Annotated in this window: 15 protein-coding genes; 9 read left to right on the top strand and 6 right to left on the bottom strand. The window is 70.8% G+C overall.

Going from position 1 to position 16,719, the window contains the following annotated elements; all coding sequences use genetic code 11:
- Nucleotides 1-184: 184 nt before the first annotated feature.
- The 5 genes from ACFV6I_RS01965 to ACFV6I_RS01945 all read right to left on the bottom strand — a co-directional run bounded on the left by ACFV6I_RS01965 (nt 185) and on the right by ACFV6I_RS01945 (nt 4,319).
- Complete coding sequence (locus ACFV6I_RS01965) at nt 185-1,393, bottom strand: alpha/beta hydrolase family protein (protein WP_380423268.1); 1,209 nt, start codon at nt 1,391-1,393, stop codon at nt 185-187.
- A gap of 261 nt (nt 1,394-1,654) precedes the next feature.
- A complete protein-coding gene (locus ACFV6I_RS01960) occupies nt 1,655-1,846 on the bottom strand; it encodes a DUF397 domain-containing protein (protein WP_380423267.1) in 192 nt (63 codons plus the stop codon).
- A gap of 351 nt (nt 1,847-2,197) precedes the next feature.
- Nucleotides 2,198-2,746 carry a YceI family protein gene (locus ACFV6I_RS01955; RefSeq protein WP_063347201.1) on the bottom strand — a complete coding sequence of 183 codons (549 nt, stop codon included), beginning with the start codon at nt 2,744-2,746 and terminating at the stop codon, nt 2,198-2,200.
- Between the two features lie 525 nt (nt 2,747-3,271).
- Nucleotides 3,272-3,463 (bottom strand): DUF397 domain-containing protein, encoded by a 192-nt coding sequence (locus ACFV6I_RS01950; RefSeq protein ID WP_063347200.1) that lies wholly within the window; start codon nt 3,461-3,463, stop codon nt 3,272-3,274.
- A complete protein-coding gene (locus tag ACFV6I_RS01945; RefSeq protein WP_063347199.1) occupies nt 3,456-4,319 on the bottom strand; it encodes a Scr1 family TA system antitoxin-like transcriptional regulator in 864 nt (287 codons plus the stop codon). The genes ACFV6I_RS01950 and ACFV6I_RS01945 overlap by 8 nt, the downstream gene beginning before the upstream one ends.
- A 231-nt stretch (nt 4,320-4,550) precedes the next feature.
- On the opposite strand from ACFV6I_RS01945, the gene ACFV6I_RS01940 reads away from it, so the two are divergent.
- The 4 genes from ACFV6I_RS01940 (at nt 4,551) to dnaE (ending at nt 9,944) form a co-directional block, all read left to right on the top strand.
- The gene (locus tag ACFV6I_RS01940) at nt 4,551-4,910 is read left to right on the top strand and encodes an ATP-binding protein (RefSeq protein ID WP_063347198.1); all 360 of its coding nucleotides are present in this window, start codon (nt 4,551-4,553) and stop codon (nt 4,908-4,910) included.
- Nucleotides 4,910-5,176 carry a hypothetical protein gene (locus ACFV6I_RS01935; protein WP_159398403.1) on the top strand — a complete coding sequence of 89 codons (267 nt, stop codon included), beginning with the start codon at nt 4,910-4,912 and terminating at the stop codon, nt 5,174-5,176. The genes ACFV6I_RS01940 and ACFV6I_RS01935 overlap by 1 nt, the downstream gene beginning before the upstream one ends.
- A gap of 174 nt (nt 5,177-5,350) precedes the next feature.
- Complete coding sequence (locus ACFV6I_RS01930) at nt 5,351-6,271, top strand: hypothetical protein (protein ID WP_380423266.1); 921 nt, start codon at nt 5,351-5,353, stop codon at nt 6,269-6,271.
- Between the two features lie 139 nt (nt 6,272-6,410).
- Nucleotides 6,411-9,944: a DNA polymerase III subunit alpha gene (dnaE, locus tag ACFV6I_RS01925; protein ID WP_063347195.1), complete on the top strand. Its 3,534-nt coding sequence runs from the start codon at nt 6,411-6,413 to the stop codon at nt 9,942-9,944.
- A gap of 42 nt (nt 9,945-9,986) precedes the next feature.
- Here dnaE and ACFV6I_RS01920 read toward each other — a convergent pair whose 3' ends face one another.
- Nucleotides 9,987-10,874: a LysR family transcriptional regulator gene (locus tag ACFV6I_RS01920; protein ID WP_380423265.1), complete on the bottom strand. Its 888-nt coding sequence runs from the start codon at nt 10,872-10,874 to the stop codon at nt 9,987-9,989.
- 72 nt (nt 10,875-10,946) lie between these two features.
- On the opposite strand from ACFV6I_RS01920, the gene ACFV6I_RS01915 reads away from it, so the two are divergent.
- The 5 genes from ACFV6I_RS01915 to ACFV6I_RS01895 all read left to right on the top strand — a co-directional run bounded on the left by ACFV6I_RS01915 (nt 10,947) and on the right by ACFV6I_RS01895 (nt 16,648).
- A complete protein-coding gene (locus ACFV6I_RS01915; RefSeq protein WP_380423264.1) occupies nt 10,947-11,837 on the top strand; it encodes a dihydrodipicolinate synthase family protein in 891 nt (296 codons plus the stop codon).
- A 100-nt stretch (nt 11,838-11,937) separates the two neighbouring features.
- Nucleotides 11,938-12,984 (top strand): aspartate-semialdehyde dehydrogenase, encoded by a 1,047-nt coding sequence (locus ACFV6I_RS01910; RefSeq protein WP_063347192.1) that lies wholly within the window; start codon nt 11,938-11,940, stop codon nt 12,982-12,984.
- 296 nt (nt 12,985-13,280) lie between these two features.
- Complete coding sequence (locus ACFV6I_RS01905) at nt 13,281-14,735, top strand: NYN domain-containing protein (RefSeq protein ID WP_380423263.1); 1,455 nt, start codon at nt 13,281-13,283, stop codon at nt 14,733-14,735.
- A gap of 102 nt (nt 14,736-14,837) precedes the next feature.
- The gene (locus tag ACFV6I_RS01900) at nt 14,838-15,836 is read left to right on the top strand and encodes an ABC transporter ATP-binding protein (RefSeq protein WP_380423262.1); all 999 of its coding nucleotides are present in this window, start codon (nt 14,838-14,840) and stop codon (nt 15,834-15,836) included.
- Entirely contained in the window at nt 15,833-16,648 is an 816-nt protein-coding gene (locus tag ACFV6I_RS01895) for an ABC transporter permease (RefSeq protein WP_063347189.1), read from the top strand. The genes ACFV6I_RS01900 and ACFV6I_RS01895 overlap by 4 nt, the downstream gene beginning before the upstream one ends.
- The last annotated feature ends 71 nt before the right edge of the window (nt 16,649-16,719 follow it).

Here is a 16,719-nt window from a genome sequence, read left to right as displayed (position 1 = left end):
CACACCCCCTCCCCGTCTCTCCCCCCCCCCCGCTCACTCCCCGCCCCCCCCTCCCCGCCCCCCGCGGCCATAGACACCTTCGTCCTGGCCTGCGACGAACACGACGCCAAGCCCTACCGCCGGACCTACGACGGCAGCCCACTCAAAGCCGCATGAACCCCCGAAGGATCAACGCGGCGCTGCACTAGGACTGGAAGAGCACTTCCGGATTGTTCGGCGAGGGGCCGTCCAGCAGCGGACTGTCGATCCCCTTCAGCGTCTGGTCGAAGAACGCTGCCACGTACTCGCGGGTGATCGCCACCCCGCGTTCCGGGGAGAGGGGCGGCGTCGGGAACCCGGCCTGCTCCAGAAGCAGGTCCAGGTCGGCGAAGCTGAAGTGGTCGGCGCCGGCGACCGTCAGCCACTTCTTGTAGCCGCCGAGGGCGGCCCAGGCCTGCCCCCACGAGGTGTCGTGGCCGCCGACCGGGTGGTTGTCGGCCGTACCCAGCATGAGGAGCGGCCGGTTGATCTGGCCGGGCATCGGGGCCGGGTGGAAGCTGCCGTCCATGTTCACTCCGGCCCGTACTCGCGGGTCGGCGATCATCGTGGCGGCGGCCGCCGCTCCGCCGATGGAGTGTCCGGCCATGCCGATCTCGTGCTTGTCGATGAGGTGTGCCAGGGGCCACGCGGTATTGCCGTGCGTCAACCGGTCGATCACGAAGGACACGTCCAGCGCGCGGCTGGCGGCGACGGAGTCGAAGTCGAGCGTCTTCGGGTCATCGCAGATCGCGCACGGCGGCGTCTGGCCGTTCGCCAGCGTCTCGCCGCTGTCCTCGTAGGTGTGGCCGACGAGCGCGACGACGTAGCCGTGACTGGCCAGGTCGGTTGCGAGCGAGGTGAGCGTCATGCGCGGGTCCTCGTACGCGGGTGAGAGGACCACCAGCGGATGCTTGCCGCGCTGCGGCCGCGCGCCGTCGAAGGCGTGAGTGGTGACGCCGGAAAGGTTCTGTGCGGTGACGCCGTAGCTCGCCGGCAACTTCCGCTGCTGGATGACTCCGGCTGCCTCGGCGAGGCTCATGTAAGGGGCCGGAGTCCCGGTCCCGGGGACGGCCGGGTAGACCATCGTGACGGTCAGTTGGCGGGGGCCGGATGACGGCACCCACGGGTCGGGACGGCTCTCGTCGGTGAGGTGGATGACGTCCTCGCCGGCGGCGTAGGGGCCGGTCGGCGCGGGGAGCGTGCCTTGGAAGGACCGCGTGGGCGCGGTGGCCGTGGCCGGTGCGGTGTCTAACGCGTGCGTGGCCACCGGTGTGGCCGACGGTGTGGTCGTGGCGGCGAACCCGGCGCCGGTTCCGGTGACGAGGGCGGCGAGCGCCAACACCGCGACAGCGCTGATACGGCGATTGCGTTTCATGGGATCGACGCTAGGTTCCGCAGCTCCGTATCGAATCAGCCCATGGATGTAGACATTCTGGTGTCGTTCGTAGCCTCCGCGAGGTACCGGAGTCATCCGCCGGGATTATGTCGTGCGGCGCGGGGTTCCCTTCGCCGGCATCGTCGAGCGCCACCTTCGTCTTGGGCTACGACGAACACGACGCCAAGCCCTGCCGCTGGACCTACGACGGCAGCCCACTCAAGGCCGCATGAACCCCCGAAGGATCAACGCGGCGCTGCGCTAGGCGTGGTGGTCGAACTCGCCGGCTTTGGCGGCTTGGAGGAAGGCGGCGAAGTGGGCGGGGGCGGTGGGGAGGGTGAGGTGGCCCTGGTCGGACTCGCGGAGTTCGACCAGGCCGCCGGCGGTGCGGATCTCCACGCACTCGTTGGTCGCGCCGCTGTAGCTGGACTTCTGCCAGTTGGTGTTGGTCATTTGGGGCCCCGTTGGTTGTTTGGCGCAGGAAGTCGGGCTGGCCGACTTCCTGCGCCGTGGTGTGTCTAGTACTGCAACCGCATCTGTCGTTACCGCTGGCGTTCGGCGTCGTTGGTATGACTGTGTGCTGACGAGCTGACGGTTGAGCAGGTCGAGTCGTGGTCCGAGGTGATAGTGGGCTTCCATGCCCGCTTCGCGCACCGTTTCGGCAGGCCACCTCATCGTCACACCCCGCCACCACACCAACGAGCACCATCTGCGCTGGTCACGCTTCCGCCGACGCAGCCAGGCCCGAGCCCGCCGCTCCCACGGCAAACGCCGAGGCCACAACCCCCAGATGCGGTTGCAGTACTAGTCGCCGGGGATGCCGCCTACGGCGGGTACGGCGAGAATGTCGAGGGAAAGGGTGAGGTGACGGGCGGTCATGCCTTTGTCGACGGTGATACCGAATGCGTACCTGTCGATTCTGGTGGTGGCGCGGAAGCGGATTCCATCGGCTGTGAATTCCGGCTGCTCGACGGTAAGTTCGATGGGCCGCGTGGTGGCTTTGACGGTCAGCTCTCCGCGCAGGACGTACCCGGTGTCCGTGGACTGGACGGCGTTCGAGGCGAAGGCTATGTGGGGGTGTGCGGCTGTGCCCAGGTACTTGGGTGAGCGCACGACCCTGTCGCGGGTACCGCTGTCGGTCGAGAAGCTGTCGGCATCGATGACAGCCGTGGCCGACGACTGAGTGGGCTCGGCGGCGACGTGCACCTGCCCCGAGGTAAGGCCGAACGTTCCGCGCACGGCGCCCAGGCCGAAGAAGTGGCGCGTGGTGAAGGCGATCGTGCTGCGTCCGGCGTCGATGGTGTAGGTGCCGACTGCAAGGGTGGTCGGTCGGTCGTCCGAGGTGTGCGGCACATGAATCCTTAGGCAGGGGCAGTCGGTTCCGCGGTGGGGACGAGGACGGCTGGGAGTGCTCCGTGTCAGAGGCCTCCGGGGCCTGTCCGCCCGGTCGTGGTTCCGTCGTTGCGCAGGCCCATGGGAAGGTCTCTTCGGCGTTTGACGTCGAGTTCCGGTACACGCGTGTCAGGCGCTGCTCCACCCTACTTGCGTTGATGCGCAGTTGCCTGGCGATTTGGAGATCGGTGCAGTCCATCACGGTCAGCTGCGGCGACCCGTCGCTCGGAGCCGGCGATGGCGGTGCCACTGTCGGCACCCCGAGGCCGTCTCGAAGCGGCCGCGAATAGGCCACCGACTCCAGCTCTGGGTAGGGAGATTCGATAGGACCCGCTCGGCGTCCCGCCGCACTGCGGGGCGCCGAGCCCCGAGTTGCAAATCGTCCTACCCGAGGGGCGACTCGACCTGCTCGACCATCAGCTCATCAGCACACAGAGATACCAACGAGCCCAACACCACATCCGTCACGCAGATGCGGTTGCAGTACTAGGCGTGGTGGTCGAACTCGCCGGCTTTGGCGGCCTGGAGGAAGGCGGCGAAGTTGGTGGGGGTGGTGGGGATGGTGAGGTGGCCCTGGTCGGACTCGCGGAGTTCGACCAGCCCGTCGACCGTTCGGACTTCGACGCACTCATTGCTTGAGGCGCTGAAGCTGGATTTTTGCCATGTCGACTCAGGCATAAGTTTGTTCCAGTTCCTTCTTGATGGATCGGATGAAGCTTCGAGACCCATCTTCGGGGAGAGCTGTGGAGGCCAGGCGGGCGAAGATCGCCCGGTAGCGGGCAAGGTCCGCAGGAGAGTCGAAGAACAGGGCTCCTTGGGAGACGTCCAGCTGAATGGTGTCGAGCTCGGGGACCGACCCTTCTGCGAATGTGAGGTTCTCACCGGCCCCGGGAAAGGTGTCGACCGCGAAGGGAACTACGCGAACGGAGATTCCGGGCTGCTGGGAGTCTTCGAGCAGAGCTTCAAGCTGGTCCACAAGAACCTTCGGCCCGCCGAACTGCATCCGCAGTGCAGCCTCGTGGATGAACGCTCGGAACGGCGTTCGGCCGGATCGGACGACCTGCTGCCTCTGGACGCGGAACGCTGTTCGGATGTCGACATCCTTGCGAGGCAGTGGTGGATAGATCCGCTTGAACACAGCGGAGGCGTAGGTGGCGGTCTGGAGTAGCCCCGGGATGTAGGTGGTCGTGCACATGGAGAGCTTCTCGGCGTACCCCTCGATCTCGGCTACCTCAAGGAAGTCCGACGTGAGGACCTCGCCGTACTCCTCCCACCAGCCCTTTCCCCTCTCCGCGATTATGGCGGCGAGCGCATCGACCAGGGGCCGGTTTGCGCAGTTACATGCGGCGGCGATGGTGTGAAGACGTTCGACGCTGATGCCGATCCGGCCTGACTCCATCTGCGTCACTTGGGCGGGGCTCATACCGACGACGCGGCCGAGTTGTGAGCCGCCAAACCCGGCTTGCTCGCGCATTCTCCGCAGCTCGCTTCCGAGTCGGCGTTGACGGAGCGTTGGGTTCGAGCGTGGCGGCATGGCTTCCTTCCTGGCGTGCAGTGTGGCCAAGTCTGCCGCGCTCGTCGAGCGCCGGTCCACCAGTTACCACCATAGGGGGAACTTCCCGAGAGCGTAGAAATTTGGATACTCATCTGCGCTATGTTCGGTGTCATGGCGATCCGACGGATCGTCAATAAAGCCCTCTCGTTGGGCTTTCGGCGGCATGCCCGCCGGTTCTTCCCTCACCATCACGCCTCGGGAGAACTCCCCATGCGCCACCTCAACACGCCCTCCCTCGCCATCGCCCGCCAGTCCCTCCGGGACGCGATGGGTCGTTGCGGGTACCTGCCCTCGGTCACCGACGATGCCGAACTCGCGCTCGTGGAACTGCTCGTGAACGCCTGGCGGCACGGCGGCACCCCCGCGCCGCTCGTCCTCATCCTCGCCGTCGGCCCCACCCTCCGGGTGTCCGTCAGTGACGAGAGCCCGGACCTCCCCAAGAAGCAAGCGCCGGCGCCCCTCGCGCAGTCCGGCCGGGGCCTCCAGCTCATCGAAGGCCTCACCCACCGCTGGGGCGTGGATCCCCAGGAACGCGGCAAAATGGTCTGGTTCGAGCTGGACGCCGCCTGATGTCCTTCCCGCTCCCGCGCCGTCGCCCCATGCTGCCGACCGACCCCCGGATCCGGCACTACACCGACGACCACATCCACACGCTCCTCGCCGAAGTCCAGGAACGTGGCCGAAGGTTCGGCCTGATCTGGCCCTCGGCCACCACCGACAAGACCATCGACGGCCGCATCCTCGTCCGCTTCAACGCCGCCCCCGCCTCCACTCTCCTCAACCTCCTCTCCCTCCTCCTCGCCGCCGAGCGAGGCGACGACTCGTGCGTTTCCTGATCGCCACCGCTTTCGCGGTCCTCCTCGCTCTGGCGATCGCCACGGTCGTCCTCGGTGTCATCACGGCTCTCAAGGTGACCCCGCCCGACGAGGACACCTAACCCCCAGCCCCCTCACCCCCACCTCCCCAGCCCCCGCCGCCCAGCCGTCGGGGGCTAAGGGACGATTGGGCACGTGGCACAGCGGAGATACGAGTACGCCCCGGCAGGCACCCTGCCCGGGCTGTTGCAGCGCGGCCGGGGCCTGGGCGCGCAGATGGCGGCGGAGGACCCGGCGGCAGCCGCCGACCTGGTCTACGGGTGCATCCGCTGGGACTGGCGCTGGGACCGGCAGGCGGACGACCGGCATCTCTACCTGGCGCGGCTCGTCCGGGACCTGGAACTGCCGGTCGGACCGATCGTCGACCTGCTGACCGGGGACGAGGACACCTGCCTGCGGGCCGCCGGAGTCCTGGAGCTGCTCGCACTCGCCGACTCCGCCGAGGCCCGGGAAGCACTCCGTACCCACGTCCGAGAGGGCGAGCACCGGGTGGCCGGGCAGGACGTACGCCAGCGGCGTGGCCCCCGCGGCTCGATGGACCCCGTCCCCGAGCAGGACAGTGCGAGCCCGCGCGCCCTGCTGCCGGAGCACGGCGGCGCGAGTGATCTGCACATCGCGAGCGATCTGCCCACGGCGACGGCCGAGCTGGAGCGGCAGTGGGCGGCCCAGGAGTGGTGTGGCCCGATGCACACCGCCCGGGGCCTGGCCCGGTTCGGCCCCGATGCCGCCGGGGCCGCGTCGCTGCTGCGCCGCTTCTGGCTGTGGACGCCGCACTCCTCCGAGCGCCCCGCCTACCTGGAGGCACTGGCCGCCGTCGCCCCCGTCGGGCTGGCCGAGGTGTACACCGAGTGCCTCTGGGACTGCGAGGCCGGCGCCCGCCTGCCGGCCGTCGCGCATGCCCCCGACCGCCCCCACGTCCGGGAACGCCTCGCCCACCTGCGGGACGATCCGATGGAGGAGGCGGAGGTCCGCGAGGCCGCCGGGGCGCGACTCGCCGGGCTGAGCTCGGGAGGCTCCGAGCCGGAGGGAGCCGGCTCCGAAGGGGAGCTAGAGTAGACGCGTGAACGTGTGAGTGATGGTCCGGACCCCACGAGGTGGTCCGGGCCACATCCGTTTCCAGGCACCTTCCGTGACCTGCGCGTACCTGCGCGTTCGCCGGCCCACCAGACCCGCACTCGCCTCCGGAGGCCCCGCCTTGAGCGATCAGCCGTTCGCGCATCTGCACGTCCACACCGAGTACTCGATGCTGGACGGTGCCGCCCGGCTGAAGCAGATGTTCAAGGAGGTCGAGCGGCTGGGTCAGACCCACGTCGCGATGACCGACCACGGGAACATGTACGGCGCCGCCGAGTTCCACAAGCAGGCGACCGCCGCCGGGATCACCCCGGTGATCGGCATCGAGGCGTACGTCGCGCCGGAGTCCCGCTCCAACACCAAGCGCATCCTGTGGGGCCAGCCGCACCAGAAGCGGGACGACGTCTCCGCCTCCGGCGCGTACACCCACAAGACCATCTGGGCCCGTAACAAGGAGGGCCTGCACAACCTCTTCAAGCTGACCTCGCGCTCGTACGCCGAGGGCTGGCTGGTGAAGTGGCCCCGGATGGACAAGGAGCTGATCTCCGACCTGTCCGGCGGCCTGATGGCCACCACCGGCTGCCCGTCCGGCGAGGTGCAGACCCGGCTGCGCCTGGGCCAGTTCGACGAGGCGGTGAAGTCGGCCGCCGACTACCAGGACATCTTCGGCAAGGAGAACTACTTCCTGGAGCTGATGGACCACGGCCTCGACATCGAGAAGCGGGTCCGCGACGGGCTGCTGGAGATCAGCAAGAAGCTGAACATCCCCCCGGTCGTCACCAACGACTCGCACTACACCACCGAGGCCGACGCCGGGGCGCACGACCTGCTGCTCTGCGTGCAGACCGGCAAGAACCTCTCGGACCCGGACCGCTTCCGCTTCGACGGCACCGGCTACTACATCAAGTCGGCCGCCGAGATGTACGCCCTGGACTCCTCGGACGCCTGGCAGGAGGGCTGCCGCAACAGCCAGCTGCTCGTCGCCTCCCGGGTCGACACCGAGGGCATGTTCAAGTTCCGCAACCTCATGCCGCGCTTCCCGATCCCGGAGGGCTTCGAGTCCGAGGCGGACTTCTTCAAGTCCCAGGTGTGGAAGGGCATGGACTGGCGCTTCCCGGGCGGGTACGACGAGGAGCACAAGAAGCTCGCCGAGTACGAGATGGACACCATCATCCAGATGGGGTTCCCGGCGTACTTCCTCGTGGTCGCCGACTTCATCATGTGGGCCAAGGAGCAGGGCATCGCGGTGGGCCCCGGCCGTGGTTCGGCGGCCGGCTCGCTGGTCGCGTACGCGATGGGCATCACCGACCTCGACCCCATCCCGCACGGCCTGATCTTCGAGCGCTTCCTCAACCCCGAGCGCATCTCCATGCCCGATGTCGACATCGACTTCGACGAGCGCCGGCGCGGTGACGTGATCCGGTACGTGACCGAGAAGTGGGGATCCGACAAGGTCGCCATGATCGTCACGTACGGCACCATCAAGGCGAAGGCCGCCATCAAGGACTCCTCGCGCGTCCTCGGCTACCCGTACGCGATGGGCGACCGGATCACCAAGGCGATGCCGCCGGACGTGATGGGCAAGGGCATCCCGCTGTCCGGCATCACGGACAACAGCCACCCGCGCTACAGCGAGGCCGGTGAGATCCGGGGGCTGTACGAGAGCGACCCGGACGTGAAGAAGGTCATCGACACCGCGCGCGGCATCGAGGGCCTGATCCGCCAGCCCGGCGTGCACGCGGCCGGCGTCATCATGTCCGCCGAGCCGCTGACCGACCACATCCCGGTCTGGACCCGGCACACCGACGGCGTCACCATCACGCAGTTCGACTACCCCACCTGCGAGGGCCTCGGCCTTCTCAAGATGGACTTCCTCGGCCTGCGCAACCTGACGATCATGGACGACGCCGTCAAGGCGATCGAGAAGAACAAGGGCATCAAGATCAACCTGCTTGATCTGCCCCTGGACGACAAGCCGACCTACGAACTGCTGGCACGCGGCGACACGCTCGGCGTCTTCCAGCTCGACGGCGGCCCCATGCGCTCGCTGCTGCGGCTGATGAAGCCCGACAACTTCGAAGACATCTCCGCCGTCCTCGCGCTGTACCGACCGGGCCCGATGGGCGTCAACTCGCACACCAACTACGCGCTGCGCAAGAACGGCCAGCAGGAGATCACCCCGATCCACCCGGAGCTGGAGAAGCCCCTGGAGGAGATCCTCAAGCCGACGTACGGCCTGATCGTCTACCAGGAGCAGGTGCAGAAGGCCGCCCAGATCCTCGCCGGCTACTCGCTCGGCCAGGCCGACCTGCTGCGCCGGGCCATGGGCAAGAAGAAGAAGGAGATCCTGGAGGCCGAGTTCGTGCCCTTCCAGAAGGGCTGCCGGGACCACGGCTACTCGGACGCGGCGATCCAGGCGGTGTGGGACGTCCTGGTCCCCTTCTCCGGCTACGCGTTCAACAAGGCGCACACCGCCGGGTACGGGCTGGTCTCGTACTGGACGGCCTACCTCAAGGCGAACTTCCCGGCCGAGTACATGTCCGGCCTGCTGACGTCCGTCAAGGACGACAAGGACAAGTCGGCGATCTACCTCAACGAGTGCCGCAAGATGGGCATCCAGGTGCTGCCGCCGGACGTCAACGAGTCGGACTCGGACTTCACCCCGCACGGTGACACGCTCGTCCGGTTCGGCCTCACCGCGATCCGCAACGTCGGCGGCCCCGTCGTCGACTCGATGATCCGCACCCGCAAGTCGAAGGGGAAGTTCAGCTCCTTCCCGGACTTCCTCGACAAGGTGGAGTCGGTGGTCTGCAACAAGCGGACCGTCGAATCGCTGATCAAGGCGGGCTCCTTCGACTCGCTCGGGCACACCCGCAAGGGCCTCAGCGCGCAGTTCGAGCCGATGATCGACAACGTCGTCGGGGTCAAGCGCAAGGAGGCCGAGGGCCAGTTCGACCTGTTCGGCGGGGACGCCGTCTCCGACGAGCCCAGCTTCGGCCTCGACGTCGTCTTCTCCGAGGAGGAGTGGGAGAAGTCCTTCCTGCTCACCCAGGAGCGCGAGATGCTCGGCCTGTACGTCTCCTCGCACCCGCTGCACGGCATCGAGCACGTGCTCGCCGACAAGGCCGACTGCGCGGTGGCCGACCTCGCCGAACGGCCCGACGGCACCATCGTCACCATCGGCGGCATCATCTCGGGCCTCCAGCGCAAGATGACCAAGCAGGGCAACGCCTGGGCGATCGCGACCGTCGAGGACCTCGCGGGCTCGATCGACTGCATGTTCTTCCCCGCCAGCTACCAGCTGGTCTCGGCCCAACTCGTCGAGGACGCCGTGGTGTTCGTGCGCGGCAAGCTGGACAAGCGGGAGGACGTGCCGCGACTGATGGGGATGGAGCTGACCGTCCCGGACCTGTCGAACGCGCACGCCGAGGCGCCGATCATCATCAACATCCCGAGCGTGAAGATCACCCCGCCGCTGATCGCCCGGCTCGGCGAGGTGCTGGGCAGCCACCGGGGCACCACGGAGGTCCGGGTGCGGCTGGAGAGCCGCAACAAGACGACCGTGCTGCGGCTGGACCGGCACCGGGTGAAGTCGGACCCGGCGCTGTTCGGGGACCTCAAGCAGCTGCTCGGGCCGAGCTGCCTGGCGGGCTGACGTGCGCCTGATCCCCCGTGCCTCTTAGCGAGGCCCGGGGGATCAGCCGTGCCCGCCCAGGCCTGGGGGGACGGCCGTGTGCAGGGCGGAGACGAAGGCCGAGATGGCCGGGTGGGAACCGGCGCCCGCGCGGAAGGCGGCCCGGGTGCGGCGGTACATCGGCAGCCGGGTGAGGACCACGCCGGGCGGGGGCTGCGCGGCGCCCAGCTGCGGGACCAGGGCCACGCCCTGGCCGGCCGCGACCAGGGCCAGGACGGTCGCGAAGTCGTCGATCTGGTGCCGGATCCGGGGCGCGAACCCGGCGGCCTCGCAGGCCCGGACGGCCATGCTGTGGCAGAGCGTGCCCGGCGGGGCCATGATCCACGGCGCGCCGCGCTGCTCGGCGACCGTGCCCGGACTACGGGCCGCCAGGTACATCGGCTCGGTGAACACCGGACGGGTCACCGCCAGGCCCGGCTCCGGATCGGCCGGGACCAGGTCGTACTCGTGCACCAGGGCGACGTCCAGCTCGCCCGCGCGCAGCGCCGCCGCGACGCCCGCCGGATCCACCTCCGTCACCATCGGCTCCAGGCCCGGGTGCCAGGCGGCCAGCTCGCCCAGCACCGACGGGATGATCGCGCGGGCCGCCGACGGATAGGTGCCGATCCGCAGCGGGCCGGCCAACCCCCGTCGGGCGTGGGCGAGTTCGGCGCCCGCCTGCTCCAGCAGGGCGAGTACCGCCTCGGCGTGCCGGACGAGGTTGCGCCCGGCCGGAGTGAGCGCGACCCGCCGCCCGGTCCGCTCCAGCAGCGGGACGCCCGCCTCCTTCTCCAGGACGGACAGCTGCTGGGACACCGCCGAAGGGCTGAAGGAGAGCGCCTCGGCGACGGCGGCGATGGTGCCGAGGTGGGCGAGTTCGCGCAGCAGGCGCAGGCGTCGGACGTCGAGCATCGGCTCAGCTTACGAGAAGCATCACGAATGTGAACTGGACCTGGGTGATCGGCGGGCCGCAGGATCGTGACCATGGAACTCACCGGCATCCACGTCCCCCTGATCACGCCCTTCGCCGCGGACGGCACGGTCGCGCTGGACGCCCTCGCCGTGCTCGCCGCCGAGCTGCTGGAGGCCGGTGCGGCCGGGCTGGTCGCCCTCGGGACCACCGGCGAGCCCGCCGCGCTGAGCGAGGACGAGCGCTGGGCCGTGGTCGAGACCGCCGCGGCCGCCTGCGCCGCCCGCGGGGCCCTCCTGACCGTCGGCGCGCACGGCGGCGACACCCGCTCCACCGCCGAGTCGCTGGCCGCGCTCGGCAAGCGGGTGCCGCAGGCCGCGGCCGCGCTGGTCACCGTCCCGGCGTTCCTGCGGCCGGGCGAGGCCGGGACGGTCGCGCACTTCCGGGCGCTCGCCGGGAGCAGCCCGCTGCCGCTGGTCGTCTACCACATCCCGTACCGCACCGGGCAGCAGCTGTCCGCCGCCGCGCTGCTCGAACTCGCCGCGCTGGACGGCGTGGTGGGCGTCAAGTACGCGACCGGGGGAGTGGACCAGGCGGCGGTGGAACTGCTCGCCGCCGCCCCCGCCGACTTCGCGGTGCTGACCGGGGAGGACGCCTTCCTGTCCCCGCTGCTGGCGCTCGGCGCGGCCGGCGGCATCCTCGCCTCCGCCCATCTGGCCACCGCCCGGTTCGTCGAGCTGACGCAGGCCTGGCAGGCCGGGGACGCCGCCCGGGCCCGGGCGCTCGGGCACCGGCTCACCGGGCTGGCGCTGGCCGCCTTCGCCGCGCCGAACCCGACGGTGATCAAGGGCGTGCTGCACGCCCAGGGCCGGATCCCCACCCCGGACGTCCGGCTGCCGCTGCTGCCGGCCGGCGGGGCGGAGGTCGAGGCGGCGCTGAAGCTCGTGAGTGGTCTGGACCACTAGCCGCTCTCACACCGTGGAACACCAGGCCGCCGCACCCTCGTGACAAGGCATGATGGGCAGAGTGCGGCTGTAGACAGCACCATCCAGAGGAGTAGTCGGAATGAAGATCGGCATTGTCGGGGCCACCGGCCAGGTCGGCGCAGTGGTCCGCGAGATCCTGGCGGAGCGCGCTGGTCGTGAAGGCGGACTGGGCCCGGTCGAGCAGCTGCGGCTGTTCGCCTCGGCCCGCTCGGCCGGACGCACCCTGCCCTGGCAGGGCACCGAGGTCACCGTCGAGGACGCGGCCACGGCCGACTACACCGGCCTGGACATCGTGATCTTCTCGGCCGGCGGCTCCACCTCCAAGGCCCTCGCCCCCAAGGCCGCCGCGGCCGGCGCCGTCGTCATCGACAACTCCTCCGCCTGGCGCCGCGACCCCGACGTCCCGCTGGTCGTCTCCGAGGTCAACCCCGGCGCCATCGCCGACCGGCCCAAGGGCATCATCGCCAACCCGAACTGCACCACCATGGCCGCCATGCCCGTGCTGCGCCCGCTGCACGAGGAGGCCGGCCTCGCCGCGCTCGTCGTCTCCACCTACCAGGCCGTCTCCGGCAGCGGCGTGGCCGGCGTGGCCGAACTCCAGGACCAGGCCGCCAAGGTCGTCGACGGCGCCGCCGCGCTCGCCCACGACGGCTCCGCCGTCGAGTTCCCCGAGCCCAAGGTCTACCAGCGCCCGATCGCCTTCAACGTGGTGCCGCTGGCCGGCTCCATCGTCGAGGACGGCTCCAACGAGACCGACGAGGAGCAGAAGCTCCGCCACGAGAGCCGCAAGATCCTCGGCATCCCGGACCTCAAGGTCGCCGGCACCTGCGTGCGCGTCCCGGTCTTCTCCGGCCACTCGCTCCAGATCAACGCCCGCTTCGAGCGCCCGATCAGCCCCGAGCGCGCCGCCGAACTGCTCGCCGCCGCCCCCGGCGTCGAGCTGTCCGACATCCCCACCCCGCTCCAGGCCGCCGGCCGGGACCCGAGCTACGTCGGCCGCATCCGGGCCGACGAGACCGTCGAGCACGGCCTGTCGCTGTTCGTGTCCAACGACAACCTGCGCAAGGGCGCCGCGCTCAACGCCGTCCAGCTGGCCGAGCTGGTCGCCGCCGAGCTCAAGGGCTGACACCCGGCCCCGCCGGGCCGCGGGCGCTCGCACCTCGCGGGGGGCGCCCGCTCGCACTCCCCGGCGTGACCAAGGGCGGGCCCCGTCGTTGAACGGGGCCCGCCTTTGCGTTCCGTTGGGCTTGCCGTTGCGGTACCGCGACATCCGTCGAGGTTCGGCGCGCGAACCAGGGGGAAAAGGTGACCCAACGATCGGGCGGCCACGGGGGCCCCTCACCCCACCACGTCCGGACGACGGGCGGATCCGCGCCCACCCGGCCCGACCCCCACACGAGGGCGAGTGGAAAGAGGTGCGCGATGGACCGCTGTGTCGTCCTGGTGGATGCCGGATACCTGCTGGGCGCCGCCGCCAGCCTGCTCGCCGGTGACCCATCCCGTTCCAGAGTCACCGTCGACCACACCGCGCTGATCACCGCGCTGCGCGAACGTGCCGAAGCCGAGACCGGGCTTCCGCTGCTGCGCATCTACTGGTTCGATGCCGCCCCCGACCGGCGCCCGATGCCCGAACACCGCCGACTGCGCGTCCTGCCCCGCGTCACCGTGCGGCTCGGCGCCCTCACCCGCGCCGAAGGGCGCTGGGTGCAGAAGGGCGTCGACGCCGCCATGCACGCCGAACTCTCCGAACTCGCCCGCAACCGGGCCTGCGCCGACGTCGTCCTGATCACCGGCGACGGCGACCTGCTGCCCGGCATGATGACCGCCAAGGAACACGGCGTGGCCGTCCACCTGTGGGCGCTCCAGGCCGCGGACGGCGACTTCAACCAGTCCGAGGACCTGGTCGGCGAGGCCGACGAGCGAAGAGTGCTCGACCGCGAGTGGATCGAGGGCTCCTTCAGCCTCCGGGACAACGCCAACGTCTTCCCGGCGCCCGGCGCCCGCCAGGAGATCGCCAAGATCCTCGCCGCCCCGCCCGGCGCCCCGCCCGTGGTGGCACCCGCCGCGGCGCCGGTCGTGGCGCCCCCGGTCGTCCAGCCGGCCGCCGTCGCCCCGGCCGCCGTGCCCGCTGCCGCCGTGCCCGCTGCCCTCGGGGCCTCCGCCGTCGGGGCCGCTGTCGTCGGGGCCGTCCCAGGCGCCGGGCGGTCCCAGCCGGCCGCCGCGCTCAAGGTCGTCCCCACCCCCAAGGACCTCGCCGGGCGCACCCCCACCGTCGCCCCGGCCGTCAACGGGCACGGCGGCACCGGACTCGCGAACGGCCACGGCGGCAACGGGCTCGTCAACGGGCACGGCGCCAACGGGCACGGCGGCAACGGGTTCCTGAACGGGCAGGCGAACGGGCACGGCACCAACGGGCAGGCCGTCGGCACGACGGGCGCCCCCGGACAGGCCGGCCCCGTCCTGCGCTGGTCCTCCGACCGCGGATGGGTCGACCGCCCCGCCCCCGAACCCGCCGTCACCGCCGGCGACAGCCTCCCCACCCTCGCCCACCTCACCACCGCCGAACAGCGCTGGGCCGACCGCGAGGAGGACATCACCTCCATCGGCGGCGACGCCCACGAAGTCGGCCAGGTCTTCGCCCGCCGCTGGAGCGAACGGCTGGGCGACGTCGAACGGCTCACCGTGCTCTGGCCCGACTACCCCCGCATCCCGCACCGGGTCGACGGCGAACTCCTCCGCTACGCCGCCCGCTTCGGACTGCTCGCGCACAAGGACGACCAGATCGACGAACACGACCGCTACGCCATCCGGGCCGGATTCTGGAAGGAACTGGCGGTGCGGGTGCCCGGCGGATCGATGGTCGTCGTGGACGACTGACGGGCGCACGGCCCGGGTTGGACCCGGCGGGCCGCGTGCCGGTTTTCGGTGATCAGGCCCCCTTGTCCGGTTCGCCCGGGCGAACGCGTAAAGTCTTCGGTCGTGACCGAGTCGGCAGGGCGAGTACCCCAGAACACCCCGCCGTGCGTCGCCGTGCGCGACCTCGTCAGGACCTACCGCACCGGGCGCGGAGCCTCCGCAGGCGAGATCCGGGCCAACGACGGAATCAGCCTCACCGTCCGCCAGGGCGAGATCTTCGGGCTGCTCGGACCCAACGGGGCCGGCAAGTCCACCCTCGTCCGCCAGCTCACCGGCCTGCTGCGGCCGGACTCCGGATCCGTCGAACTCCTCGGCCACGACATCGTCCGCCACCCCGAACGGGCCGCCCGGTTGCTCGGCTACCTCGGCCAGGAATCCAGCGCCCTCGACGAACTGACCGTCGCGCTCGCCGCCGAGACCACCGGACGGCTGCGCGGCCTCACCCGGGCCCAGGCCCGTACCGAAGCCGCCGACGTCCTCACCGAACTCGGGCTCGAACCCCTCGCCCAGCGGCCGCTCGCCAAGCTCTCCGGCGGCCAGCGCCGGCTCGCCTGCGTCGCCGCCGCCCTCGTCGGGGAACGGCCGCTGCTCGTCCTCGACGAACCCACCACCGGCATGGACCCCGTCGCCCGGCGGGCCGTCTGGACCGCCGTCGACCGGCGCCGCACCGAACGCGGCGCCACCGTCCTGCTGGTCACCCACAACGTCATCGAGGCCGAGACCGTGCTCGACCGGGTCGCCGTCATCGACGACGGGCGGGTCATCGCCTGCGACACCCCCGGCGGGCTCAAGGCCCTCGTCGACGGCGACGTCCGGCTCGACCTGGTCTGGCGGGACGAGGCGCCGCTCGCCGTCCCCGCCGTCGCCGAACTCGCCGAACGGGCCGAACGCACCGGCCGCCGCTGGACCGTCCGCACCACCCCCGAACAGGCCCGCGAACTGGTCGCCGCCGTCACCACCGGCCCGGCCTTCGCCGCCCTCGACGACTTCACCCTCGCCACCCCGAGCCTTGAGGACGCCTACCTCAAGCTCGGGGGCCGCCACGGAGGACTGGCCAAGTGACGCTGCTCTCGGTGCCGCCGCAGGCCACCGCCCCCGCGACCGGCGGCACCCCCGCCCCGCTCGCCCCCGCGGCCCGGCTGCTGCCCGCCCTCGCCGCCGTCTACCGGGCGCAGCTCGCCCGGGCCCGGGTGGCGCGGATCCCGCTGCTGTTCGTCGCCACCTTCCAGTCCGTCGGCATCCTCGTGATGATGCGGGGCGTGGTGGACGCCGGGCAGACCTCGGCCGCGCGGTCCGTGGTCGCCGGGTCCAGCGTGCTGGTGGTGGCGTTCGTCGCCCTCAACCTGCTCGCCCAGTACTTCGGGAAGCTGCGGGCCACCGGCGGACTCGACCACTACGCGACGCTGCCCGTACCCGCCGCCTCCGTGGTGCTCGGCGCGGCCGCCGCCTACGCCTCGTTCACGCTGCCCGGGACGGTCCTCACCGCGGCCTTCGGCGCCGTGATGTTCGGGCTGCCGCTCGGGCAGCTGTGGGTGCTGCTGGCCGTCGTCCCGCTCGCCGGAGCCGCCCTGTCCGGGCTCGGGGCCGCCTGCGGGCTGCTCGCGCCCCGGCAGGAGATCGCCACCATGCTCGGGCAGCTCGGCATGTCGGCGGCGCTGCTGCTCGGCGTGCTGCCCGTCGACCACCTCCCGCAGCCCGTCCTGTGGCTGCGCGACCTGCTGCCCTCCACGTACGGCGTCGAGGCCTTCGCCCGGACGTTCGAACCCGACCCGGACTGGGCGCTGATCGCGGGCGACCTCGCCGTCTGCGCGGGCGTCGGCGTGGTGTCGCTGGCGATCGCCACCTGGGCCTACCGGCGGGCCGTCTCCCGGTAGGGGGTGTCCCGGGGGTCGCCCGGGGTCCGGCTCCGCGAGGTGCGGGGTTCGGGTTCCGGGAGGCACGGGCG

The organism is Kitasatospora sp. NPDC059803, assembly GCF_042732255.1.
Lineage (GTDB): Bacteria > Actinomycetota > Actinomycetes > Streptomycetales > Streptomycetaceae > Kitasatospora.
Note: the sequence above shows the minus strand (reverse complement) of the source record. Positions and strands in the feature narration are given on the sequence as shown.